We start from the raw sequence: 25,680 nt of genomic DNA, 5'->3' as shown, positions 1-25,680 counted from the left end.
CTAAAAATCAACTTTCCCTTCTTTTAAAACGATAGATTTAGACCCAGACTCAGATTTCTAACCTGTGGATAATTGGATCCATCACCATAATTCGAGATCTCAGGATCCAAACTTTTTGGAAAATCTTTATTTGTAAAAACGAATAGATTGTCCGCCGATGCAAAAAATCGCAAAGAGGAAAGACCGAGCTTGTTTACAATTTTGCTATTCATCGTATAGCCCAATTGAATATTTTTAACACGCAGATAAGAAGCATTAAACAACCACCAACTCGAAAACTGACTGTTATTAATGGACTGATCTGTACGCAATATGGGATAACGTGCATCCGGATTAGTCGGTGACCAATAATCTAACTGCGATTCCAGCATATTTCCATCACCATTATAAAAAAAAGGCACTTGAGCTCCACCGCTGACACGGGCAAGGTTGCTCATAACCCCCTGCAATAATATTCCGATATCAAATCCACGGTAGGATCCACCCAAATTAATTCCATAACGATACCGAGGAGTTGCCTGTCCCAAAATCACGCGATCATCAGGCGTAATCTTGCCATCCCCATTGACATCCCTGAATTTGATATCCCCGGGGATATTTCTTGGGGTCTGGGTTGCATGATTCGCTATCTCGTCTACTGATTGAAAAAGCCCCTCTGCTTTCAGGCCATACCAGATCCATCTCGATTGTCCCACGATAAGCGGGTTATCGCCGTAACTGGGGCCGGTTCCCCCTAAATCAAGGATTTTGTTACGATTATCAGAGAAATTAACGGAAGCATGATAATGAAAATCATTGACATGGTTCTTGTAGGCAATATTTACCTCAAAACCCTGATTCTGTAACTTTCCGACATTTTGCTGAGGTGCTCCAATCCCATAAGTACTTGGCACAACGGGCGATCGTAGAATTCCTGATGTTCGTTCTCTGAATAAGTCCACGTTCACATCAATATGATTTAGAAATGTGAAATCCAACCCAACATTTGCAGTAGTTTTGACCTCCCAGGTCAAATCTGGATTCGGCGAATTATTATAATAGGTGGTCGTGGTGCTATTTTTATTCAGAATATATCGATCCTGTCCAATGGTATTCGCCCAAGGGTATAATCCGCTTGCATTTTGATTGCCGACCTGGCCATAAGATGCCCTGAGTTTAACGAAATTTAAAACATTCGTGATAGGTTTTAAAAAGTTCTCCTCTGAGATAATCCAGCCAGCAGAAACCGATGGGAAAAAGCCATATTTTTTATTCTGAAAAACCGAGGTGCCGTCATATCTGGCATTTGCCTCCAATAAGTAACGCCCTCTATAATCATAATTTACCCGGCCAAACCAAGATCTAACAGCGTAAGATGTTGCGTTTCCGGACACATTGGTCAAGGTTGGATCAGATGATCCTGCATCAATCTGATCCAAGGAATTGTTTAAGAAATCATAACGTGTAATAGCGTTGTAATCATAGCGATCGGATTCCTGAGAATATCCCAGTAAAACTTTTAACGCGTGGTCACCCAAGGTCTTATTATAGTTTAATGTAATTATTCCAGTGGGATGGCTTTGCGCATAATTTACTTTACTCGCACTATTGGGATCATTCACATACACTACGATCTGTTCATTATCATTATAAAGCGGATATCTGCTAAAAAATGCCGAAGTAAAACTATTGGTATAGTTATAACTATATGTCCCGTTCAGTACCAAATTATCCAGAATTTTAAATTCAGCAAGAAAATTCGTATTTATGGTGTTAAGATTTTCATTACTGACCCCGCCCTTTGTCATGATATCATTCGGCTGAGCACCCCCACGGTAACTTCTGTCATTTCCTCCTTTTGTATACGGATATTCGGTTACAGGAACAATATAGGACCATTGTAGTGCATTGCCTATGCCATAAGCAGGCTGTTGCTTATCTTCCTTGGTCAGCACTGTATTAACACCAAGTTTCAACCTTTTCGATACCTGAACATTTACATTACCCCGCGTATTATATCTTTTGTACTCCACATTTTTAATTAATCCGCCCTGGTTTAGGTAGCCTCCCGAAACGAAATAATCAACATTTTCGCTTCCACCGGACACGCTTAAATTATGCTGGTTTTGCATTGCACGATTGTCAAGTATATAAGGGATCCAGTTTGTACTCGGCAAGGCTCCAGATTTGTACTTTTCAGCTAATTCGGGATCGAATTTAACCTGAGCATTTGGATTATCGTTCAACTGGGCCTGATTGTACAGGTCTACAAATTGCGGCGCATCTACAAATTTAGGAAGTCTCACCGGACGTTGTGCCCCCAACATCGCGCTATATTGTACATTTGGTTTACTATTTTTTTTGCCCTTCTTAGTTGTTACCAAAAGTACCCCGCCCGAAGCCCGGGCGCCATAAATAGCCGTCGCCGAAGCATCTTTCAAAATACTGACAGACGCGATATCATTTGGGTTGAGGTAATTTATATTGTTCACAGCAATACCATCAACAATATAAAGAACCGGATTATTCGACAAAGTGCTATTGCCACGAATATCCACTGAAGTTGAACCATAGCCGGGATTGCCATCGGTCTGCTGGATATTTAAACCACCAGCTTGGCCTTGAAGAATATTGATCACTGAAGGAACAGCACGATTTTCAAGGTCCTCACTCGAAACCGTACTAACAGAACTCGTCAAACTCGCTTTCTTCTGTGTACCGTAGCCAACCACGACCACCTCATTTAGACTGGTTTGCGAAGGCTGCAAAGTTACATTTAACATTTTTCGACCGTGCACCGGAACAACCTGTGTTTGATGACCCACATAGGAAAATACAAGTGAGCCATTTTTCGGCACACGAATACTGAACATCCCTCTGCTGTCCGTTTGGCTTTGTTCTTTACTTTCTTTCACAGCTACTGTAGCTCCGGAAATACCCTTTAATCCTTGTTGTACTCCTGTTACTTGCCCCGTCACTAAAATCAACGAATCCTGTAGATTGAGGTGATTTAATATTGGTTTGGTAATTTTCATTTCAGCCGATCTGGCTGGCGAATAACATGCTACCGAAGTCAATAGCAAAATTGACCAATGACAATTTGCTTTCCAACGAAGCATATATTGAGTCTTTGGTTGAATAAAAAAATGATTCATAACATAAAAAGTTTATTAGTTACTTGAATAGGTATAAGGTTTTTAGTATTCGTAAAGATACTATACACAGCTGGGCACTATGCTTAACGGAAACCTAATGAAAGCCTAATAAAAACTTAATGGTTAATTCAATTTTTATCCACTAAAATATTTAAGGTGAAAGAAGATAATGGATCCAATATATACAAAAAGGGCAGTTGGTAACCATAAGGGCACTAAAAAAATTCCTTTAAGAAACTTTTTCAGTGCCCTTTCAAATGTAGAGGTGCTTTTTGTATACTGTGGGAACTAAGCCGTTATTTTTCCCAGCCTTGATTTTGTCCCAATTGATTATTCAGCACAAGCGCCGAAGAAGGGATCGGGTACAGGTACTGTTTACCATCATCGTACCACATTCTATTCATTGTTATACCCCATTGCAAATGATTATCTGCAGTCATTGTCTGGGAGTTTTTAGCACCACCCAGTTTCACCTTGGTCACCCCTTCCACGGTGGGCTCCGGTCTACTTGCATCATAAAACAATACATCAGGAGTACCGTCACGATCCAGGTCCATTGGTTTTTCCAAAGCAGGAATATAGATACCTGTCCACTGTAATTTAGCCATCAGTTCACCAGTTTTCCATCGTTTCAGATCATTAAAACGGAATCCTTCCAATGCTAACTCCCCTGTCTTTCGCGGCGGATTTCCAGCATAACAGGATTAGAGATACCCGGAAAGAATGTATTTTTCAAATAGGTATCCACTTTGGTCGGCAGCACATTGGCTCCGTCGGAAATTCCGGCACGAGCACGTAGTGCACCAACGGTCTTTGACCAATCCACATCGTTGAATGTTCCGAGTTCCTGCTTCGCTTCCGCATAATTCAGCAACACCTCTGCATACCGCAATTCTTCGCTTTATTAATTTCTCCTTCCCCCTTTTCTTAAACTAGTTCAATGAACAGCAAATTTCGGTCGCTTAATTTTGAGTGTACCCGCTGTAAAAAAACGGATAACAGTCAAACATTAGCAAATCATTTAATTAGATATATCTAAAGAAAAGGTCATTTAACGAAATATCGTCAAATTTAAAACAAAGACAAAACACCTAATACACTATAAAATAGACAACTAAAACAACAGGCAGAAAAATTGAACTTCTCAAGAAACATAAAACAACATTTAAAACACATAATTTATGAAACCATCAGCAGAACTATTATCACCAAGCAACCATGCGCTTGTATTAATCGATTTCGAAGGACAAATGGCCTTTGCCACCAAAAGCATTACCATGGAAGAATTGAGAAACAATGTCGCAGTAATCTGTGGCGCTTCCAAAATATTTAATGTCCCAACAATCGTCACTACTGTCGCCGAAGAGAGCTTTTCAGGGCCGGTTTTTCCGGAAATTGAAACCTATTACCCGCAAGCTAGCAGCGGATACATCGATAGGACAAGCATGAACACATGGGAAGATGAAGCGGCGTATCAAGCCATCACAGGCACCGGAAAACAAAAACTTGTTCTTGCAGGACTATGGACAGGTGTCTGTATTGTCGGTCCGGCACTTTCCGCTTTGGCTGAAGATTATGAAGTTTACGTTATTGCTGACGCCTGTGGCGACGTGAGCCATGAAGCGCATGAACGTGCCATGCAACGTATGATTCATAGGGGTGTCAAACCGATTACTTCGGTTCAGTACCTCTTAGAATTGCAAAGAGACTGGGCACGTCAGGAAACTTATGTTGCCGTAACAGACTTGATGAAAAAACATGGTGGCGGCTATGGCTTAGGTATCCATTACGCCCACAATATGGTCAAACATTCCTAACATCATCCAAACAAGTTACAATTATAATCCAAACGCCGTGTATCCACAACAACCCATAGCCCCTTATTTCCGTCGAGCGACCCTTCTGTTGTTGTTATTTGGCCTGTTACCAAATCTCTTCGCCCAAAGCTTCAAATTGATGCGTTTTGAGGAAGATTATCGTAGCCTCGCTGATTCAGCACGCCGGGGTTATGAGCGGTTCAAATATATGCCACTTGCCTCTGACGACAAAATTTGGCTATCTCTTGGGGGGGAGGCGCGAGCAGAATACGTGGATTTTAACAATGAAGACTGGGGGCGCTTACAACTTGGAAACAACAACTTTCTACTGCAGCGCTATAACCTCCATGCAGACCTCCATTTTGGTGAGCGCTTCCGGTTATTCACACAATTGCGGTCAGCCTTGCAATATGGACGCAAAAACGGCTCCCGACAGATCGACGAGGACCAATTGAATGTCCAGAATTTGTTTATCGATTGGACAATCCTCGAACGAAATAGTCGATCGCTCCTACTGCGCATAGGCAGACAGGAACTTGACTACGGTTCTGGCCGTCTGATCTCCGTTGGTGAAGGCCCCAATGCAAGGCGATATTTTACAGGTGCAAAAATTGCCTATAATTCAGGCAAAGTCAAGCTCGAAACTTTTGCGATGATGGCCGATACCATTAAAGCGGGAGTTTTTGACAACAAACCGTCCAAACAGATCAACCTTTGGGGTGCCTATGGCAAAATCATCATGCCTCGACAAGCAAACATCGACCTTTATTACATTGGGATATACCGTGATCAGTCAATATTTGAAGAAGATGCCGCCAAAGAAACCAGACACAGCATTGGCACCCGTATATGGAAATATGGCGGTGGTTTTATTTACAATCTTGAGGGAGCCTATCAGTTCGGATCCTTTGGCAAAGGCAAAATATCCGCATGGACTGCCTCGGTCGATATCGGCTACCTCTTCGAAGACAGCTATTTAAAACCTTCGATCAATCTGCGCAACGACTATATCTCAGGCGACAAGAAGGCTGGAGATGGCAACCTACAGACTTTCAATCCCATTTATCCCAAGGGAGGATATTTCGGATTCAGTCCGCAGGTCGGCCCGGTCAACCTGATCGATATCCATCCCTATGCCACATTGGATCTGCTTGCAAACTTGAAGTTACAGGTTGACCTGGTATTTAATTGGCGCCATTCACTTCAGGACGGCGTTTATAGACCCAGCGGATCATTTAACCTTGCAGGCTCAATGTCCCGAAAACGCTACATTGGCACAGCCTATCTAGCCAACTTTACTTGGGCTGCCAACAAACAACTTTCGCTTGTGTCAGGGATCCAGTATTTTAAAACAGGTGCATTCATTGAAGACATCATTACGACACCTAAAAACGGAATTTTCTTCAATAGCAGGATAGCCTTTAAATTTTAATCATATGAAAATAGCAAAGAGACTTTTTCACAACAAAACACCACAATGGACACTGGTTGCTTTATTTGCTGCTCTGGCAATTGCGCCTGTAAAGAGCAATGCCCAAGCAACCGCTGTTGCCCCCAAAGCTACAGCAATAGGAACAAGCACAATATGGGGCAACGTCGATGGACTTGCCATTGAAGGATTGGTGCAAGGCCCTTCGGCAGCAGTTAGCGAATTGCAAATAGCCTGTATTTTTGAATACACCGAAGGTGATATCTTTATCTCACCACCTGCATTGCCCCCAGCGCTAAATGGTCTTGTCCATTTGGATGAGGCATTGCATGGTTCCCTTACCGAAATGCGTAAATCGGGTAAATTCAAGGGGCACGCACGCGAAACCATTCTGCTGACTCCAACCCAAAAAGGTACACTCGCAAGCAAAAAGCTACTGTTAATCGGTTTGGGCAACCGTCAAGATTTCGATGCCGAACAAATGAAAGATATTGCCCACGTCGCCATGCGTGAAGCGCTTAGGCTAGGGGTCGAGGATTTCAGTTTTGCAAGCGACCTCAAAGATGCCGGCATAGACTCGCCGACAGCCTTAATTGCAGAAAATATCGTACTTGGCAGCATTGATGCTTTTAGAACCCAGAAATGGTTGGGTGCAAAAAACATGGATCAATCGCCGAAATTAAAAAAGATCACTTTATTGGCCGGCCCTGCATTCTTCGAAACCGCAGGTGAAGGTATAAAAAAAGCGATTTCATCCTTACACAATTAAACTCAACGACTATGAAAGCAGATCTCATTCTCCATAACGGGAAAATAACCCATTTTGGCAGTGCACAGCAGGAGGTGACCGCCGTGGCGATTCAAGATGGTAAATTTATCGCGGTCGGACCTGACAAGGACGTATTGCAATTTGCCGATTCCAGCACCAAACTTATAGATCTCGGCGGAAAACGCGTAGTCCCGGGGATCAACGACTCCCATATTCACCTGATCCGCGGTGGTCTCAACTATAATCTGGAATTACGCTGGGATGGAGTTCCCTCTTTAGCCGATGCTCTGCGCATGCTCCGGGAGCAGGTTGACCGAACACCTCATCCGCAATGGGTACGGGTGGTCGGCGGATGGTCCGAGTTTCAATTTGCAGAACGACGTATGCCTACCTTAGCAGAGATCAACGCCATCGCACCCGAAACACCAGTGTTTATACTGCATCTCTACGACCGGGCATTATTGAATGCTGCTGCCCTCCGTGCTGTCGGCTATACCAGAGATACACCAGCGCCTCCCGGTGGCACAATTGAACGTGATAGCCAAGGCAATCCAACAGGCTTACTTATTGCGTCCCCAAATGCCATGATCCTCTATTCGACCTTAGCAAAAGGTCCTACACTTCCTTATGCGGAGCAGCTCAATTCGACTCGTCACTTCATGAAGGAATTAAACCGTTTTGGGATCACCAGTGTCATTGATGCTGGAGGCGGTTTTCAGAATTACCCTGATGACTACAAAGTCATCAGTGACCTACACCGCGAGGATCAGCTTACTGTCCGCATTGCCTATAACCTATTCACACAAAAACCAAAACATGAATATGAGGATTTTCAGCAATGGATTGATACAGTCCCCTTACACCAAGGTGACAACATGTACCGACACAATGGCGCCGGCGAAATGCTAGTCTTTTCGGCAGCAGATTTTGAGGATTTCCTACAACCAAGACCTGACCTCAATGAAAACATGGAAGCCGAACTTGAGAAAGTCGTCCGTCTATTGGTGAGCAACAGGTGGCCTTTTAGATTACATGCCACTTACAACGAAAGCATCAGTCGCTTTTTGGATGTATTTGAGAAAGTCAACCGAGATATTCCATTTGATGGACTTGCCTGGATCTTTGATCATGCCGAAACCATCGATGAACGTAATATCGAACGCACCAAGGCATTAGGTGGTGGCATCGCCATTCAAAGCCGTATGGCTTATCAGGGTGAATATTTTGTCGATCGTTATGGGCACGAGGCAGCCGAACAAACACCGCCAGTCAAGAAAATGCTCGAAATGGGAGTTCCTGTCGGTGGTGGCTCCGATGCAACCCGTGTGAGCAGTTATAACCCATGGGTATCCCTTTATTGGCTTACCGCTGGCAAAACAGTTGGTGGACGGCAACTGTATCACAACAGTGTACTTGATCGTCAGACGGCCTTGCAGCTTTATACCAAAGGAAGTGCCTGGTTTTCACAAGAACAACAGCAAAAAGGTGATATTGCGGTGGACATGCTGGCCGACCTGACCGTGCTCAACAGCGACTATTTCACAATCGACGAGGAAGCCATCAAATCGATTGAATCCGAACTGACGATTGTAGCAGGTAAGATTGTCTACGCTGATGGCGATTTCAGTTCATTTTCACCACCGCCTATCCCCGTTCTACCTGACTGGTCCCCCACAAAAAGTTATGGTGGCTACTATCGTGTCTCAAAAACGCCCCAGCACGATCACCCCAATACTGCTTCCACAAAAAGCAATATTGTGGATACGGTCCATCTTTGTAGCGGCAGCTGCCAGGTGCATGCACACAACCACAATCATGCCCGCATGAGCAATATTGCTATCAACAATTATTCAGCATTCTGGGGGGCCTTAGGCTGTTCATGTTTTGCATTCTAATACGCAAGAAAATGATGGAAATACTTCAAAAACTATTTTATACCGACTTAGGTACCGCGGTCAACAATACCGCTCTACTTATTTTTCGGATACTATTCGCTTGGGAATTACTTACCGTCCATGGCCTCAAGAAGATAAAGCAAAGCCAGGAAGCTCAGGTAGAGCAGATTCCCAATCCCCTGCATCTCCCTGAGAAGCTTAATGCTGCTGTTGCCCAATTTGCCGATACCATCGTACCTTTCTTCATCGCACTCGGACTATGTGGAAGGCTGGCTATACTTCCAACCCTTGGGGTCACCGCTGTTGGCTATTTCGTGGTCCACCGTCATGATTCGCCTCAGGTCAGAGACATTCCATTTATGTATACGTTATGTCTTCTATTCCTGCTACTGACCGGCCCTGGAGCCTACTCTATCGATCATTTTATCTATCAACTATTAATAAATATACGTTAACAACATGGAACCACATATCGGAATAAAGGAAATTCATTTAGCTGATGCTGCCCATTTTCTCGCTAAATTATTAGCGGATGAGTATCTGTTATACACCAAAACCCGAAATGCACACTGGAACATCGAGGGTCCAGACTTTTACAACAAGCATTTGTTTTTTGAAGCCCAGTATAACCAACTGGATGAAATCATAGACAGCCTCGCCGAGCGTATCCGCACATTGGGGCATTATGCACCGGGAACTTTAAAACAATTCCTACAATTGTCTCAACTCACTGAAGAAAGCAGACAGACCAACCAGAGCAGCGGATACATCAGTGACTTGCTTGTTGATCACGAGAGCATTATTATTTCATTGCGCGAAAAGATCGATTATCTGGCCACCCAGCTTAAAGACTTTGGAACAAGTGATTTCATCACAGGATTAATGGAAACCCATGAGAAAATGGCCTGGATGTTACGCGCACATTTAAAATAAAATTATGGAAAATCAAAACAATGCGCACATCACCACACTGGTTCTTACGCTTGTAGGAGGATATTGTGATACCGTCACTTTTGTGGCCGCTGACAAAATATTTTCGGCTCATGTTACAGGCAACTTCATTGTTTTTGCTTATCAGCTGATCAATGGTGGAGATATCAGTGCTTGGATCAAATTGGCCACTTTTCCCGTTTTTGTCGCCGCTGTCATGGCGGGCGGGTGGCTCACCTCACGTTCGCACAAGAAAAACACCGTTCTGTTCGTCGAAGCCCTGCTACTCGTAATTGTAGGATTATTGGCAATTATGCTTCCAGTCGAAGAGTCCAAAACAGTCATGTATGGACTCGTGATGCTTGTTGTGTTTGCGCTGGGGATGCAAAATGCTTTCGGAAAATTATTTGCAAAAGCTACACATGGACCGACGACCATGATGACCGGCAATGTGACCCAGGCCTCACTGGACCTATGTGTGTTGATTGCCAATAAATTTAAAAACCCTGAGACAAATGTCAGTTTTGGGAAACAGCTGATTACACTATCGGGATTTTTCATTGGATGTTTGGCTGGTGCTTATTTCGGTAAACAACTTGGATTAAGTTCTATTATATTTGCAGGAATAGCAATGCTAATCTGTTATTTTCTTTCCAGAGATAGCGAGCATTAACGGATAGCAAGCTTAAAAACAATAGCGGTGCAAGCGTCGACTTATCGTCCGTTTGCACCCAATTAATATCCACCTTGATGAAAATCAAATTTTTACTAAGCGTATTTATCCTTTGGATGAACAGTGCTTTTTGTCAGGACAATGGCCTAATTGACCGGTATATGGACAGTTTATCCCTTGAGCATGATACCGGACGCAAAGGTCATTTTTTATATGAGGCCGCAAAGTGTTATCTCGAAAAGCCCGGTGAATTGAAAAAAGACCTCGACAGTGCGCAATGGCTCAATAGAAGGTCCCAAAAGCTGCATTTGGCAGCTAATCTCAAAACCGAAGCCGCCATGAATATGCTTTTAGATGCGCGCATTCAGGAAGAGATGGGCAAACCATCCCTTGCTAAAGAACAAAAGGCAGCAAGCCTACGTTTTGCCCATAGCCATCGCCTCAATAAAGCTGCGGCAATAATTTACTTATCCATGGCAGGGGATATCAAGGACGTAGCCTTTAATCAAAAAGAAGCAATCTTTAAAGAGGCTTTGCTACAGGCCACTAAGACTAATGACAAGCTGCTCGAATCTAAAATTCTGATGGAACATTCCAGTTATCTTTCCGGATATGGTGATTACAAAGGAGCAGTAAATACCGCACACCGCGCTGCCACATTAAAAAAACAGGCCGGGGATCAGAACGTCAGCAGGGAACTGGTATCCGTAGCCGGCAACCTCCGATTACTCCTCCGCCTCAAAGAAGCACTTAAATATGCTCTTCAAGCTCGCCGTATTGTCGAAAACGAAAATACGCCGACAACGCAAGATGATATGGCTGCCGTTTATAATATTGTCGGGCTAATCTATTATGATCTTAAATCCAATAAAGAGGCGCTTGCAAATTATCAAAAAGCATTTGAAATTGCCAAGCAAAAAGGTGACCGCTATGCTATCCATACCATAACCCTCAATCTGGCGACGATATTATCCCGTTTAAATCGTACCGCGGATGCGTTGAACCTGCTTGATAATGTGACAAAAGACTATATTTCGGATCTCTATACGATACGTTATGCCTATTTGTATACCATGCTTTACTGCAAAACCAAGGACACCCAAAAAGCACGCCCCTATTATCAAAAACTGTTAAGCTATTACAAGACAGGAAACATTACCGGACAGGAAAAACACATTATGATGATCGGCATTACAAGCTTCCTGTTTGCAAACGGTCAGATCAAGGAAATGTACCCATATTTAGCGGAAATTGAGCGCTCCTTGACAAAAGAAACAAGTTTGTTGCGTGTATCAGAGTTACGTAAACTCCATTACCTGGCCGACTCTGCACGCGGGGATTTCAAATCAGCTTTTAAAAACTTTGCAGCATTCAAAACCATCAGCGACTCGATCAACAGCGTGGACCGTGCAAAAGAACTGACCGCACTACAACTGGACTACGATACCGAAAAGAAGGATCACGATATCGTTTTGCTCAAACAAAAAGGTGAGCTCCAGAAATCACTGCTTGAACGTGAAGCGATTATACGGAATGTCTTCATTGGCAGTCTAATTGTGCTTATTATCTTCGTCGGGTTTCTCTATGTTCAGAACACAATTAAAAAAAGAAGCAACCAAAAACTCACGCTTAAGCAGGAAGAAATCAATACCCAAAACGAAAAGTTAAAACAGTTGATTGCTGAAAAAGAATGGCTCCTCAAAGAAATCCACCATCGTGTTAAAAACAATATGCAGATTATTATCAGTTTGCTAAATACACAATCCGCTTACTTAGATAATCAAGATGCGATCAGCGCAATCCAGAATAGCCAAAATCGGATGCATGCGATGTCTTTGATCCATCAAAAACTGTATCAGACCGATAACCTCTCACGCATTGACATGAAGTGGTATATCCGGGAGCTTACCGGTTACCTCAAAGATAGCTTCCAATCTGAAAAAAAGATAAGCTTTGACATGCAATTGGATCAGATCAGCCTCGACGTATCGCAAGCCGTACCGGTTGGACTTATTCTTAATGAAGCGATCAATAATGCCATCAAACATGCTTTTGATCAACGGGAGGGTACGGTTTTTATCAGCTTCAAACGAATCAAGGTAGCGCCCTATGATCTTATGCTCAGTATTGCTGATAACGGTGTGGGCTTGCAGGAAGATATTGACAAGGACGAAAACGATTCTTTTGGCATGAGCCTCATGCGAGGTCTGACCTCTCAGCTCGAAGGTGAGTTTAACCTTGTATCAGACCATGGCGTTTTTATTACCGTCCAATTTTCTCAAAAAGAAGGTGAAATTTAAGACAAAATTTTATGCACAAAGGCAACAAGATCTTAATCGTAGAAGACGAATTTATCGTCGCTAACGATCTCAAGATGATTCTCAAAAAACATGGCTATCAAGTTGTTGGTATCGCATCTTCGGTTACGCAAGCTACAGGAATCATCGAAACCCAAAAGCCCGACTGGGTCTTGCTTGACATCATATTAAAAGGAACGGAAACAGGTATCGACCTTGCCATGCGACTTAACGAAGTACAAATTCCATTTCTCTTTATATCAGCAAATACAAACCAGGGAATTTTGGAAGCGGTAAAAGGAACCAGACCTTATGGCTTCTTGACCAAGCCTTTCCGGGAGAAAGATCTTTTCATCATGTTAGATATTGCCAAGGAACGGTTCATGACAGAGAAAAAGGATTGGGAGACGCCTGTAAAAGTGGCAACTGGTAAATCTGCCAAAGAGGAAATTGTAGGTACAAGCCCCGCTTTTAAGGAGGTGTTGTCACAGGTGGAGCTTGTCGCTCCGACTGATACCTCGGTATTGCTTTCAGGAGAGAGTGGCACAGGCAAAGAGAAGATTGCACAATCCTTACATCAGCTTTCACTACGCAGACAACAACCTTTAGTTGTCGTCAATTGTGCAGCAATCCCCCTATCCTTGATCGAATCCGAACTTTTTGGCCATGAAAAAGGCGCATTTACGGGAGCTCAAAATCGCCGTATCGGCAAATTTGAGCAAGCTGATCGCGGCACAATCTTTCTGGATGAGATTGGTGAACTGCCGCTGGAGGCGCAAACCAAATTGCTCCGCGTACTTCAGGAACAAGAAATCGACCGCGTTGGCGGCGACTTACCGATCAAGATCAATGTGCGCATCATCGCTGCCACCAACCGCAACCTCGAACAGGAAGTTGCTCAAGGGCGGTTCAGACTTGACCTCTACTATAGGCTCAATATTTTTCCGATCGCTATCCCTCCGCTACGTGAAAGGACAGAGGATATCGAATTACTCGCAAATTATTTCTTGGCTAAATATGCTTCTAAACTCAACAAAGACATTGTGGGTTTTACAGCCAATGCTTTTGCACAGCTGCAGGCCTATCCATGGCCGGGCAATATTCGGGAAATGCAACATTTGATCGAAAGAACTGTTTTACTGACAAAAGATCCAATGATCAGCACATTTGCTTTTACAGATCATATGGGAGGTCAAACCAAAATTGGGGGTAAACAACCCCAAAAATTGGGATCACTCGAAGAAATGGAACGTGCCCATATCTTGCGGGTCCTTGAATCCTGCAATGGAAAGATTTCTGGGCCAGGCGGAGCAACAGAGATTTTACAGATCAGCAGCTCCACCCTTTATACCAAAATGAAAAAATACGGCATTACATCGGACTTCTATTAATAACAAAATTTCATTTTCCTTCTTTATAACCGCTAAACATGACCTCAGAAACAGCTCTACAAGCGCTATACGACCGTTTACGAAAACGGGAAAGCGAACAGCTTAAGCAATTAGCACTCAGTCAAAAAATGGCAACAATATCTACCCATAAGGCATTTGAGGCGCTTCAACCAGATTTGCAAAATTTTTTGGATCAAGATAACTTGTACATATTTGTTGCGGACAAAGAGGAAAAAAGCTATAGCCTACTTTTACAGGTAAAAAGAAATACGCAGGTTATCAATAACGACTTGTGGAGCTGCAAAGCAGGATTTTTTCAGCATTGCATTGATTCAGCCGAGCCAGTTCAACATGGTCCCAAAGAGATTTTAAAAGCCGAAAGCACCTTCCCTACGATTCTTGTTGAAGCGGTACGTAGCGGCAGTAAGGCAATTATATCCATGGCATTTCGAATGCATGACCAACGCTGGGCAATATTAAGTCTGGAATACAAAAAACGGACAGATAACGATCTACAACTCATTAACCGCATCACCAGCCTTATTCCGCAACTTAACATTACCATAGGCAATATACGGATGAATACCCAGTCAGTACAGCTTACGACATCCAAAATACTCGCCTCGCCAATTGTATCCTCCGCCCCGGTGCGAACCGATTTTACAACGCCAGAGGTTTTAAGAACACAAATAATCGGAAATAGCGAGCAAATAAAGATCATAAAATCACAGCTCGAAACAGTTGCCAGTACAGAAATGACCCTGTTGATTCAAGGAGAAAGTGGAACGGGAAAAGAAGTCGTCGCTCAGTACCTCCATCGTCTATCTACCCGTTCTCAGCATTCTTTGATCAAAATCAACTGTGCTGCGATTGCACCGACATTGATCGAAAGCGAACTTTTTGGTCATGAAAAAGGAAGTTTTAGCGGTGCTATAAAGCGTAAGATCGGTAAGTTCGAACAAGCTAATGGGGGCACCTTATTTTTGGACGAAATTGGTGATCTCCCTCTCGTATTACAAGCTAAGTTGCTTCGGGTGTTACAAGAAAAAGAGGTTGAGCGTGTTGGCGGCAATAAAATTATTCCCGTAGATGTGCGCATTATTTGCGCAACGCACAAGGATCTACTAGCCGAAGTACGGGCCGGCAACTTCAGAGCAGATCTCTATTACCGTATAAGCGCATTTCCAGTCACGTTACCTCCTTTACGTGAGCGTAGAGAAGATATCCCCATCTTAGTGCAGCATTTCCTTGAAAAACATGCCGGAAAAGTTCCGCCAAAGCAAATGGGAAAAAAAATGCTCCAACGTCTTGGTTTACATCCTTGGCCGGGCAACATTCGTGAACTGGAACATGTTGTAGCACGTGCAATTCTTTTGACAGAGGGTCCGACCATAAAAAACATCATGTTATCAGACAACCCAGTTTTTGTCGGAGCAAACAAAATTCCGGACTTTAGTCCACAGACCCTTGCAGACTTTGAAAAACAATATATCCTTTGGGTGTTGCGACGCTGCAATGGGCTTATTTCAGGCACAAATGGTGCTGCGACCATTCTTGGCATTCCAGCAACCACATTACAGTCCAAAATGAAAAAGCTTGGTATAAGTAAGAAATTTATATCCCTAAAAGAATAAACAAAAAAGGCCGTTCCTAAAAAAGAACAGCCCCACTACTATTTAAAAACTAATTTTGATCCGCGGCACATTTTATTTTGTGATAAAAGCCAGGATATCTTTATTGATTGTTTCTGCTTCAGTTGTCGGCATTCCATGCGGGAATCCAGGATAAGTGATCAGCGTACCATTTTTCACCAATTGTGCTGCTCTTCTACCCGTAATATCCAGCGGTACAATTTGGTCATCCTCACCATGTAAAACCAAAACAGGAACCGCTACTTGCTTAAGTTCTTCCGTAAAATCTGTTTCAGAAAATGCTTTGATACAGTCGTAGTGCGCTTTTATTCCCCCCATCATTCCTTGTCGCCACCAATTATCCATCACCCCCTGCTGCACATTGGCTCCATCCCTGTTATAGCCATAAAAAGCAAGGGTAAAGTCTTGAAAATATTGTTGTCTGCGTGTCGCTGTATTCAATCGGATTTCATCGAACACGCCCATGGGTACACCGTCAGGATTTGTTTCGCTCTTAGCCATTGTCGGTGTTACGGCACTAATTAATACCGCTTTTGCGACACGTGAAGTCCCATGATTGGTTATATAGCGGATTACCTCCCCACCACCAGTAGAATGGCCGATATGGATCGCATCTTTTAAATCCAAAGCTGCTACCAATTGTGCTACATCAGAAGCATACGTATCCATGTCATTCCCTTGGTCAGTCTGTGTAGAGCGTCCATGACCACGACGGTCATGCGCAATTACGCGATAGCCTTTATCGAGGAAATACATCAGCTGAGCATCCCAGTCGTCGCTTGACAAAGGCCAACCATGATGGAAAACGATGGGCTGCCCTGTACCCCAATCTTTGTAATAAATTTCAGTTCCGTCTTGAACTTTGAATGTTGCCATGATGAATAATTTATATTTTTAATTGTTTAATTTATACAATATACGTAATACAACAACTTAACCATAAGACACAACACGTTGTTTTTAAGGTATTTAAAACAAAAACTTTCCATTTAAAAACAACGAAATATCGTTAATTGCATATTGGATTGATCGGTTGTCCACGAACCTTCCAACACGCGCAACAGGCCTTATCTTATCCGCCCAATCCTAATTCAGGCAAGATTTAAATTATCAATTTTCGTATAGTATCCGGACAAGATCCTCTGCGCCGCCATCGAATTTCTCGCCGTTGACAAAAAATGTAGGTGTACCATTTACCCCGCTCATCATACCACTTTCAAAATCACCCTCTACTTTTTCGTCCAAGCTTTGGTCTTGCATGGCGCTTTTAAAATTCCCGACATCGAGCCCCAGTTGTTCAGCAAGATCTATAAACAACCTTGTACTCAGGTTTAACTGGTTTTCATAGATTGCATCATGCATCTCCCAAAATTTACCCTGTTGGCCCGCTGCTTCGGCAGCAAGTGCCGCTGGCCGCGCATATTCGTGCATCTCTGACAATGGAAAATTGCGAAATACAAACCTGATTTGACTCCCCAATTCGGCCATCATCTTTTTCAATATGGGATGAGCAGCGCCACAATGTGGACATTGATAATCCCCATATTCGACAATCGTTACCTCTGCATTGCCATTACCCTGGATATGATCCTTATCGTTTACTTTTGGCTTTAATGACATAAATTTCTATTTAAGATTTTCCAATGCTTCTATTATCCCATCTGCTCCTGGATTTACCGCTGTTGGCGATAGGTAGCTCCATTGAATAACACCCTCTTTATCGATCACAAAAAGAGCACGTTTACATTCTCCTTCCTCCTCATCATACACCCCATATTTTTTCGCGACTTCACCTTTTGCCTCAAAATCCGCCAGCAGTGGAAAGTGCAATTTTCTGGATTGTGCAAAAGCAAGATGACACCATTTGCTGTCTACAGATATACCTAATATCTCTGCATCATATTTCTTAAAATATTTAAGCATTTCATTGTACAGCGCCATTTGATCACTACATACCGGGCTCCAGTCAGCAGGATAAAAAGCAAGGATTACATTATGACCTTTAAATTCCGACAATTTAATTGTCTGATCCGGAGTCGCATACAAGGTAAAATCAGGCGCAACATCATTCTTCTGTAGCATATTAAGATATTTAAAATTTAACCATCACCCAGGGCCGCAATCCGGTTTAGCTATTTATCGCATTGGGCCCTACCTATAAAACAAAGTGTTGTAATGGAAAAATTGTTTTATTTTCTTTGCGATCAAATCAATACAGTGCCCGTTGTACACTCAAATTTACGCAGCAATTGAGCTGTATTTCATCGTTTCCGTTACTTGTTTAACCATTTACGGATCATCTTTGTATAATTGGGCATGACCAGATAAACCATCAAAAAAACGATACATCCGGAGATCAATAATCCATCAGAAAAATGATTTTGAGGAATATGAAAATACCGGAGAACAGGCAGCAGAATTATTGGTATAGTCAATGACAGCGGGTAAATTGCTGACCAGGTAACAAGATATTGTTTCCAGCGTCGCGGCACCTGATGGGCTTGCTCTGCTGTTTCAAAAAGAAACTCGAGGCCTGATTTGATCTGATAGCGGTCTTGCTTCCGAAATAAGGGAGCAGCTTTCTCGATCATACGTCGACGCGTGTCCGATTTCATCCAATTTTTTAGGTTATCGACAGTATCAAACCGGATAATTACCGTATAGACAAACGTCAATTTCGGGATAGGACGGATGATCTGTAAGTCTATAAATCCTCTCGCATGTTTGGTGAGCGGAACAACCTCCGCTAGCCACTGATCGTATTCCAATTGCTTGTCATCTAAAATATGATGTGTTATAACGACAGAGGCTCCCTGATTTTCCATAGTTATTATTTGTTAAAAGTTTACATTTACACAACCGGGATATACTTATGCCCGGTATCTATCTTTTCTCTCATCGCACAGTTCGTAGGGATTGCCTATCGAAAATACAATTTTATAAAAAACATCAAACCCACGATTTGGCTACGAGATCCGTCGATCTGCCTACATCCCAAAAATACCAAATCATCAACTTTGTAGCATCAATTTATTTTTAAACTAAAACACATGAAATCACAAAAAGTATGGTTTGTTACCGGTGCCTCCAAAGGACTGGGTTTAAGTTTGGTAAAGGAACTTTTAGCACAAGATTATCTTGTTGTAGCGACCTCGCGTACGAAACGAGCCCTGGAACAAGAAATCGGTGAAAATGAAAATTTCCTTCCCCTTGAAGTCGACATCACCAATGATGCGGACGTCGCACGGGCAGTGCTGTCGGCAATTGATTATTTCGGGCGGATCGACGTCCTGGTCAACAATGCAGGATACGGGCAGACAGGCAGTGTCGAAGAACTCAGCGACTCCGAAGCCCGACGCAATTTTGACGTGAATGTCTTTGGATCACTCAATGCTATCCGGCATATCGCACCGCATATGCGACGTCAGCAATCGGGGCATATTTTTAACATTGCATCCATTGGTGGCCTTGCAGGAAATTACCCGGGTTTTGGCATCTATTGTTCCACAAAATTTGCTGTATCCGGATTTACGGAAGCACTCGCTGTTGAAATGCAGCCTTTTGGTATTCACACGACCCTGGTTTATCCCGGTTATTTCAGAACGGATTTTTTATCCGATGGATCAATCCAAACCGCAGCCAATCCCATCGAAGCTTATGTCACAGCACGGGAAAATGAAGCAGCGCACTTACACCAGATCCATGGCAATCAGACAAACGATCCGCAAAAAGCAGCTACTTTATTGATCGAGCTCAGCACTTTGACACATCCGCCAGTCCATTTCCTAATGGGTGAAGATGCCTTTGAACTAGCCAAAAACAAGATTAACATGTTGACTGCCGAGATTGAAAAATGGAAGAGCTATACGGTATCCACAGGTTTTGAACAGACTGCACAATAGCCTAAAGCTAGAACTGACAGCAAGGAAAAATCAGCAACATTAAAAAAAGAAAATAACTAAATTTACAATTATGGAGAATACATTTCGCTTTCATTCCCTTTCGGAGTTCCACAGCTTTTGCGGGCTGCCCCAACCAGAGCATCCCTTGATCAGTTTGGTTGATTATAGTCAAGTGCACTATCCTATTAATGACAGCAAATTAAGTTGGATACAGCATTTTTATTCGATTGGTTTAAAGCGAAATGTAAATGCCAGGTTCAATTATGGGCAGCAACAATATGACTTTGATTCGGGTGTATTGACTTTTATATCACCATTACAATTCTTGAAAGTAGAGATTAATCAAGAGGTCCGTGCCCAACCCAGTGGCTGGATTCTCTTGATACATCCCGATTTTTTGTGGAACAGCGAACTGGCGAAGCATATCCATACATACGATTTTTTCCAATATGAAGTCAACGAAGCACTTTTTCTTTCCGAAAAGGAGGAGGCGGTAATTGTTGACATTCTCCAGAATATCGAAAAAGAATATCAATCCAACATCGACAAATTCAGCCGCGATCTGATTCTCAAGCAGATCGAACGGCTGCTCATCTATGCAGAACGATATTACGAACGTCAATTTATCACACGAAAAAAATCCACTCAGGAGCTGGTGACCCGTTTCGAAAATATACTCTCGGCACATTTTAGCTACGACAGCCTGATCACAAAAGGAGTTCCAACAGTAAGCATGCTTGCCCAGCAGCTCAATCTTTCCCCTAATTATCTCGGTAGCCTACTGCGTATCTATACGCAGCAAAATACCCAGCAGCATATACAACACAAAATGATCGAATACGCCAAACTAAGATTGAGTACCAGCGCCTTATCGATCAGCGAAATAGCATACGAGCTAGGCTTTGAGCACCCGCAGTCATTCAGTAAAGTCTTTAAGAAAAACACGCAACAGAGCCCCGTAGAATTTAGGCAGGCGTTTCAATAAGTACGGCTTGCAAACATCCAGATCATCCGTATCCACCATTTTGCTCGCATGATCTGGAAAAACCGATCGATCTTAGGCTATTTCCTCCAATCCATAGACCGTTGCCTTGGGTCTTTGCAGTTTTAGCGATACCATTAATCGGCATAATACCCTTCAACACCAATTCCGATCGTCCAGAAAAACTTCGCTTTTTCAAAGTCTTCGAGCAGCATATCCACATTCTCTTCGTATTCCCCTTCGGCCTTTATCGCTTCGATATCCTCCTGGATATCCTCTACGGTCATCTGCCGCCAAACACCAACTGAGCTGTTCAAAAAGGCATAACAATACCCCGCCTCAGCATCATCGACAGGTCCACTGTTTTTTTCACTCAATATATGGAGCAGTTCGTCGGCTTCCACCTGAAAGGGGTTGACTCCGTAGATACTGACTTCGGTCTTTTGGGGATAAGGGCCATTAATGCTTTCGATGAATTCAAGCTGCCCCAGGTCATTGAAATCCAACCGTAATTCGAGCTCATCATAATAATACTGACCGTCAAGGGCGTCTGATGGCGCACCCAGAAATTCCTGTACCTGCGCTTGGTCCATGCCGAAGGGCACTCGCCCTAAGTCTTCAATATGAATTCCTACAAGTGGAATAAATTCGATCTTTTTCATAACTACCAACTTCGTATTTGTTTATATCGCAATGCATATCAATTGCTCTATTAAAGTTAGGCAAAAATTGTAAAGCAACCAGCCGAAAGAAGATAATCTAACCCATTGACGAAAGTGATTTTAATATCTAACTTTAAAAAGAATATTAGAACATACATGATGAAAGATACACTGGACAGCTTAGATTTACATATCAAAAATCTCAGACCAGATTTTTACAGGGATTTACAAAACCCGTTGAACCAGCAAGAACTTGAGATTCTGGAGCAGAGATATGTTATTCAGCTTCCAGACGACCTCAAAACATTCTATCAGTGGAAAAATGGACAGCGTAACACCTGTTACGACGCCTTTATCAATAATTCAATGTTTATTCCGCTGGAAGAAGCTCTTGGCATCGCTCAGGAACTAACCAGTTTGATCGGTACCGACTTTGAAATTGAAAACTGGTGGAACGAACGTTGGATACCCATTTTTCATAATGGTAGCGGTAGTTACATTTGCTATGATCAGGACGGAATCTTTTCCGGTCAAGAGGGACAGCTGATTGAATATTGGAACCGGGACAATGACCGCAATGTTATCGCTCCTAACCTCGAAGGATTTTTAGGACTTCTTAACGACTATTATGCCCATACACCAAACGAAAAATTCGACGAATTTTTTAGCATCGATACCACCAGTGAATATCCCCGACGTTTTAGGGTGAAATAACAGATGGTTTGGCGTATTCTTACTACGGTCCAATATCTGTTATTGCATCCAAAAACTCATCATCATCATTTTTTTTCCTCGTAAAATCTCTGAATTTTCTTTAAATAGGTAATCGATTCAGGTGGAGTGATACTATCGCCAAACTCTTCATACACATAGTAAATGGCACTTTTTTCGCCAAGCTCATGAGCCTTAAGTAGATAAAATAAGGCTTGATTCCGAGAAACACTATCCTTGCCTGCAAGCTCGACTCCATTTATTGTCCCTTTCCATGTAAGTATATCATATAGATTCAGATACGCCTCAGGACATTGATACTTGTTAGCCATTAGGAGGGTATAGTAATATTCATCAGGAGTCAACAACATGTTACTATTAGCTATTGTATGATACGCTTCAAAATCACCTAGATTAATTGCTCGACGCCAAAGCGAATCAGCTACGCTCCGAGGTAATTCTAGATCTTTGGGATCATCGATTACTCCCACTTGCTTTTTTTCGGCATGATGGCTACAGCCCCAGAAAAATGCACAAAAAATAAGGGTAAACAGGCGTAAAATCTTTATCTCTCTTATTTTCATCATAGATATATAACCTGTTATTTTTTAAGTAATCCGCACCCATTCATCCGCTTTTGTTGACCGTTCACTTCCCCCTCCGATCATTAAACATAACTTTTTTCACATAGTTGCTTTTTCCACTCGCAGCGAGAACTGCCGAATCCAGCGAAATGTAGTTACCAAAAAAAGAAATTAGTTCAGGAGAAGCCTCATACACCAAATAATTCAGTCTTAAAGTTTTATTATCTGGATTCAAGCATAATTGACATAAGGATTGTTCATGATCAAAAAACTCAATCTCTAGATTTGAGCAATAATTATGTTTGTGCAAGATATCATTCATTTCAGGTTTATACCGCTTTAACTTAGCCATTTCATCGAGAAGAGTATCCCATTTCGCTAATGGAACTGTATCATTCTTGGTAGCAAAAAAATCAGCCGCATGATGTCTATAAAAATCACTCAAGTACATTTCTTGACCGTATTGCTCATCAACAAATTCTCGACTATACAAAATCCGTAATTCCTTTTCACGTTGTTTCTCTTTGGATCTGCAAGATAAAAGCAATATTGACATACAACAAAGTGCAATCAAAATTAAATAATCCTTTGGCTTTATGATCATATCGATCTTTATTGTGCTCCGACGAAAGTAATAAATTATGATTCCAAATGACCACATGAACAAGGTATTTATTAAAATGAAGATGCAATATTTCATCCAATTCCACATATTCAGAAGTTAAAACATTATATACTTTTTTTATAGCAGACAAAATAGGAATTTAAGTGAATAGATAATACCTTTGGGCAGATAAAACCACTTCAGTACCTGAAACGAATATTGATGAAATCAAAAAAAGCAACGACCTGTGACCACTCCTGCCTTATGTGCCGCTATGTTTTAAAGGATTGGCTTGGCCAGATCGATCTGCATCGAAAACAGATCAAGGTAAAAAAAGGCGAGCAGTTTATCGCTGAAGGAGAAGCTGTCCACGGTATTTATTTTGTACAATCTGGACTTATCAAAGTACACCGCAACCTTAGCGACAAGGAAATCATTGTCCGTTTCGCGAAAGAAGGTGATATTGTCGGCCATCGGGGCGTTTCATCCGAACAAGCTGTCTATCCAATTTCAGCAACCGCATTGGAACCAACACAACTCTGTTTTGTTGATCTACCCTTTTTTATGTCAACGCTACGCATCAACTCTGAGCTAAGCTATCAACTCATGCTCTTTTATGCTGACGAGTTACAGCTCTCGGAGCAGAAGATGTGCAATCTTGTCCAACTATCCGTTAAAAACAGATTAGCCTGGAGCCTACTGCTGCTCCACCGTATTTTTGGTGCTGGGTCTAGCGAGGGTTACATTGGTCTTGCACTAAGCAAGAAAGACTTGGCGTCCTATGTGGGTACTACCTATGAAACTTTTTATCGCATGCTTGGCGAACTTGCGGCGATGGGAACAATCACGGTTGAGGGAAAGAAAATTTTCATTAAAGATTTCCAGCAGTTAAACAGATTAGCTTCTGAACAAGAAGTATAAAAAAGGGGGAGCCAACAACTTAAAAATGATCTTGTGCTCCCCAGCGTAAATATTTCCCAATCTATACGTCAACGTTAAAATTTGTACCCCATTCCGATCCCCAATTTCCATTTCCCATCAGAAGTACTGGTTTTTGCATTATAAAAAGCGAGCAACTGGATGGCCATATGTCCGGATACCAGCGTCAGACCAACCCCGAGCGTCGGGGTAATCCAAGAATTCTTTGGCCTCCCTTCTTCTACCTTGTCATCTTTTAACTTTAAAGTAGGTAGCAATCCGAGCATTACAGCCCCCTTTTTAGCAAAATTATATTTTACTGCAGGCCCTGTACAGTTAATGTAAGCACCGTGATCTGCATATCCCGCCACTAAAATACCCTCAAATAAACTGGCTTTTACAGGGGGTTGCTGGCTATAGGCCGCCAGCGAGAGCACATGCAGCATCAGCATGACCGTGATTTGTTTTATTTTAGCCATAACTATTTAGTTTTGCGAGGTCGATACTTGTCCTTTTCTGTTATACGTGTAATAGATTGCCATTCCTGTAAACAACAAACCGCCAACAATATTACCAGCGGTCACGATAAGCTGATTGTAAAGCCACCAATCGGAGATGCTTACTTTTGCACCAAACATCATTCCGGCTGGGATTACAAACATATTGACCACCGCATGTTCATAGCCCAGCGCGAAGAATATAAAGATCGGAATGCCCGCGGCCAGTATTTTACCCAAAGTAGACTTGGAAGTCATGGACATCACAACGCCCATACAAACCATCCAATTACACAGAATCGCTTTGACAAAAGCAGCAAATAAACCCGCAGCCCCATGATCACCATAACCGATTGTTTTCTTTTCACTGATCAGGATCAGACTCTGCTCGATATTACCCAATTGGCTGACCTGTCCGGTCTCCGTGCTTGCAGCCCAGAATAGCAGGGCAAAAAGGACACTTCCCAAGAGATTACCCAAGAATACCCAAAACAGGTTGTTCGCCATCACCCTAAAACTAATTTTTCCTTCAAACCAGGCCAAGGGCACAAGGGAGAAACTTCCCGTCACAAGTTCCAATCCAAGGATGACGATAATGACAAATCCCACCGGAAAGACAAATGCCCCCACCAGGCTCAAACCCGTCTGTGAAGTCGCCAATAAGGCCAACGTCACCGATATCGCCAATAAGGCACCGGCAAGCGCACCACGGATCAGGAGATCCCGGACCGGCAGGGAAGATTTGTAGACAGCGGTATTCATCATTGTTCCCGCCACTTCTTTGGGGCTAATGTAATCCATAATTTATTTACGTTAAAAGTTTTCCATTTAAA

General features: G+C 42.6%; 26 protein-coding genes. 14 read left to right on the top strand and 12 right to left on the bottom strand.

What is annotated here, in order from left to right; all coding sequences use genetic code 11:
- Positions 1-23: 23 nt before the first annotated feature.
- The 3 genes from DCO56_RS20690 to DCO56_RS29905 form a co-directional block, all read right to left on the bottom strand.
- Positions 24-3,134, bottom strand: a complete 3,111-nt coding sequence (locus DCO56_RS20690; RefSeq protein ID WP_108635648.1) for a SusC/RagA family TonB-linked outer membrane protein — start codon at positions 3,132-3,134, stop codon at positions 24-26.
- A gap of 296 nt (positions 3,135-3,430) precedes the next feature.
- Entirely contained in the window at positions 3,431-3,742 is a 312-nt protein-coding gene (locus DCO56_RS29910) for a RagB/SusD family nutrient uptake outer membrane protein (RefSeq protein ID WP_281259418.1), read from the bottom strand.
- A 53-nt stretch (positions 3,743-3,795) separates the two neighbouring features.
- Positions 3,796-4,026 carry a RagB/SusD family nutrient uptake outer membrane protein gene (locus DCO56_RS29905; RefSeq protein WP_219929432.1) on the bottom strand — a complete coding sequence of 77 codons (231 nt, stop codon included), beginning with the start codon at positions 4,024-4,026 and terminating at the stop codon, positions 3,796-3,798.
- Positions 4,027-4,315: 289 nt separating this feature from the next.
- On the opposite strand from DCO56_RS29905, the gene DCO56_RS20680 reads away from it, so the two are divergent.
- The 10 genes from DCO56_RS20680 to DCO56_RS20635 all read left to right on the top strand — a co-directional run bounded on the left by DCO56_RS20680 (position 4,316) and on the right by DCO56_RS20635 (position 15,969).
- The gene (locus DCO56_RS20680; RefSeq protein WP_108635647.1) at positions 4,316-4,951 is read left to right on the top strand and encodes a hydrolase; all 636 of its coding nucleotides are present in this window, start codon (positions 4,316-4,318) and stop codon (positions 4,949-4,951) included.
- A gap of 37 nt (positions 4,952-4,988) precedes the next feature.
- Positions 4,989-6,383: an alginate export family protein gene (locus tag DCO56_RS20675; RefSeq protein WP_241254807.1), complete on the top strand. Its 1,395-nt coding sequence runs from the start codon at positions 4,989-4,991 to the stop codon at positions 6,381-6,383.
- Between the two features lie 4 nt (positions 6,384-6,387).
- On the top strand, positions 6,388-7,149 hold the full coding sequence (locus DCO56_RS20670; protein ID WP_108635646.1) for a M17 family peptidase N-terminal domain-containing protein: 762 nt from the start codon (positions 6,388-6,390) through the stop codon (positions 7,147-7,149).
- 11 nt (positions 7,150-7,160) lie between these two features.
- Positions 7,161-9,044 (top strand): amidohydrolase, encoded by a 1,884-nt coding sequence (locus tag DCO56_RS20665; protein WP_108635645.1) that lies wholly within the window; start codon positions 7,161-7,163, stop codon positions 9,042-9,044.
- An 11-nt stretch (positions 9,045-9,055) separates the two neighbouring features.
- Positions 9,056-9,499 (top strand): DoxX family protein, encoded by a 444-nt coding sequence (locus tag DCO56_RS20660; RefSeq protein WP_108635821.1) that lies wholly within the window; start codon positions 9,056-9,058, stop codon positions 9,497-9,499.
- A 4-nt stretch (positions 9,500-9,503) separates the two neighbouring features.
- Entirely contained in the window at positions 9,504-9,977 is a 474-nt protein-coding gene (locus DCO56_RS20655) for a Dps family protein (RefSeq protein WP_108635644.1), read from the top strand.
- 4 nt (positions 9,978-9,981) lie between these two features.
- On the top strand, positions 9,982-10,647 hold the full coding sequence (locus DCO56_RS20650) for a YoaK family protein (protein WP_108635643.1): 666 nt from the start codon (positions 9,982-9,984) through the stop codon (positions 10,645-10,647).
- Between the two features lie 77 nt (positions 10,648-10,724).
- Positions 10,725-12,947: a tetratricopeptide repeat-containing sensor histidine kinase gene (locus tag DCO56_RS20645; protein ID WP_108635642.1), complete on the top strand. Its 2,223-nt coding sequence runs from the start codon at positions 10,725-10,727 to the stop codon at positions 12,945-12,947.
- Between the two features lie 11 nt (positions 12,948-12,958).
- Complete coding sequence (locus DCO56_RS20640) at positions 12,959-14,335, top strand: sigma-54-dependent transcriptional regulator (protein ID WP_108635641.1); 1,377 nt, start codon at positions 12,959-12,961, stop codon at positions 14,333-14,335.
- A 38-nt stretch (positions 14,336-14,373) separates the two neighbouring features.
- Positions 14,374-15,969 (top strand): sigma-54 interaction domain-containing protein, encoded by a 1,596-nt coding sequence (locus tag DCO56_RS20635; protein ID WP_108635640.1) that lies wholly within the window; start codon positions 14,374-14,376, stop codon positions 15,967-15,969.
- A gap of 72 nt (positions 15,970-16,041) precedes the next feature.
- On the opposite strand, the gene DCO56_RS20630 is transcribed toward DCO56_RS20635, so the two are convergent.
- The 4 genes from DCO56_RS20630 to DCO56_RS20615 form a co-directional block, all read right to left on the bottom strand.
- Positions 16,042-16,863, bottom strand: a complete 822-nt coding sequence (locus DCO56_RS20630) for an alpha/beta fold hydrolase (RefSeq protein ID WP_108635639.1) — start codon at positions 16,861-16,863, stop codon at positions 16,042-16,044.
- Between the two features lie 234 nt (positions 16,864-17,097).
- Positions 17,098-17,607, bottom strand: a complete 510-nt coding sequence (locus DCO56_RS20625; RefSeq protein WP_108635638.1) for a DsbA family protein — start codon at positions 17,605-17,607, stop codon at positions 17,098-17,100.
- Between the two features lie 6 nt (positions 17,608-17,613).
- Positions 17,614-18,069: a redoxin domain-containing protein gene (locus DCO56_RS20620; RefSeq protein ID WP_108635637.1), complete on the bottom strand. Its 456-nt coding sequence runs from the start codon at positions 18,067-18,069 to the stop codon at positions 17,614-17,616.
- 191 nt (positions 18,070-18,260) lie between these two features.
- Positions 18,261-18,812, bottom strand: coding sequence for a putative antibiotic biosynthesis monooxygenase (locus DCO56_RS20615; protein ID WP_108635636.1), 552 nt, complete (start codon positions 18,810-18,812; stop codon positions 18,261-18,263).
- A gap of 225 nt (positions 18,813-19,037) precedes the next feature.
- Between DCO56_RS20615 and DCO56_RS20610 the strand changes: the two genes are divergently transcribed.
- Positions 19,038-19,889 carry an SDR family NAD(P)-dependent oxidoreductase gene (locus DCO56_RS20610; RefSeq protein WP_108635635.1) on the top strand — a complete coding sequence of 284 codons (852 nt, stop codon included), beginning with the start codon at positions 19,038-19,040 and terminating at the stop codon, positions 19,887-19,889.
- A gap of 70 nt (positions 19,890-19,959) precedes the next feature.
- Positions 19,960-20,874 (top strand): helix-turn-helix domain-containing protein, encoded by a 915-nt coding sequence (locus DCO56_RS20605; RefSeq protein WP_108635634.1) that lies wholly within the window; start codon positions 19,960-19,962, stop codon positions 20,872-20,874.
- A gap of 134 nt (positions 20,875-21,008) precedes the next feature.
- Here DCO56_RS20605 and DCO56_RS20600 read toward each other — a convergent pair whose 3' ends face one another.
- Positions 21,009-21,533, bottom strand: a complete 525-nt coding sequence (locus DCO56_RS20600) for a hypothetical protein (RefSeq protein WP_108635633.1) — start codon at positions 21,531-21,533, stop codon at positions 21,009-21,011.
- A 156-nt stretch (positions 21,534-21,689) separates the two neighbouring features.
- Here DCO56_RS20600 and DCO56_RS20595 point away from each other — a divergent pair, with 156 nt between their 5' ends.
- Complete coding sequence (locus DCO56_RS20595; protein ID WP_219929431.1) at positions 21,690-22,247, top strand: SMI1/KNR4 family protein; 558 nt, start codon at positions 21,690-21,692, stop codon at positions 22,245-22,247.
- Positions 22,248-22,312: 65 nt separating this feature from the next.
- Here the strand turns inward: DCO56_RS20595 and DCO56_RS20590 are convergent, their stop codons facing one another.
- On the bottom strand, positions 22,313-22,831 hold the full coding sequence (locus tag DCO56_RS20590; RefSeq protein WP_108635631.1) for a hypothetical protein: 519 nt from the start codon (positions 22,829-22,831) through the stop codon (positions 22,313-22,315).
- Between the two features lie 61 nt (positions 22,832-22,892).
- Positions 22,893-23,432 carry a hypothetical protein gene (locus tag DCO56_RS20585; RefSeq protein ID WP_146191104.1) on the bottom strand — a complete coding sequence of 180 codons (540 nt, stop codon included), beginning with the start codon at positions 23,430-23,432 and terminating at the stop codon, positions 22,893-22,895.
- Between the two features lie 222 nt (positions 23,433-23,654).
- On the opposite strand from DCO56_RS20585, the gene DCO56_RS20575 reads away from it, so the two are divergent.
- A complete protein-coding gene (locus DCO56_RS20575; RefSeq protein ID WP_108635628.1) occupies positions 23,655-24,353 on the top strand; it encodes a Crp/Fnr family transcriptional regulator in 699 nt (232 codons plus the stop codon).
- A 74-nt stretch (positions 24,354-24,427) separates the two neighbouring features.
- Here the strand turns inward: DCO56_RS20575 and DCO56_RS20570 are convergent, their stop codons facing one another.
- Positions 24,428-24,829 carry a hypothetical protein gene (locus DCO56_RS20570; RefSeq protein WP_245935884.1) on the bottom strand — a complete coding sequence of 134 codons (402 nt, stop codon included), beginning with the start codon at positions 24,827-24,829 and terminating at the stop codon, positions 24,428-24,430.
- Between the two features lie 6 nt (positions 24,830-24,835).
- Positions 24,836-25,648 carry a formate/nitrite transporter family protein gene (locus tag DCO56_RS20565; protein WP_108635627.1) on the bottom strand — a complete coding sequence of 271 codons (813 nt, stop codon included), beginning with the start codon at positions 25,646-25,648 and terminating at the stop codon, positions 24,836-24,838.
- Between the last annotated feature and the right edge of the window lie 32 nt (positions 25,649-25,680).

Origin of the sequence: Sphingobacterium athyrii (assembly GCF_003071065.1) — a bacterium.
Lineage (GTDB): Bacteria > Bacteroidota > Bacteroidia > Sphingobacteriales > Sphingobacteriaceae > Sphingobacterium > Sphingobacterium athyrii.
The sequence above is the reverse complement of the archived record's forward strand: the minus strand, read 5'-3'. Positions and strand labels throughout refer to the sequence as shown.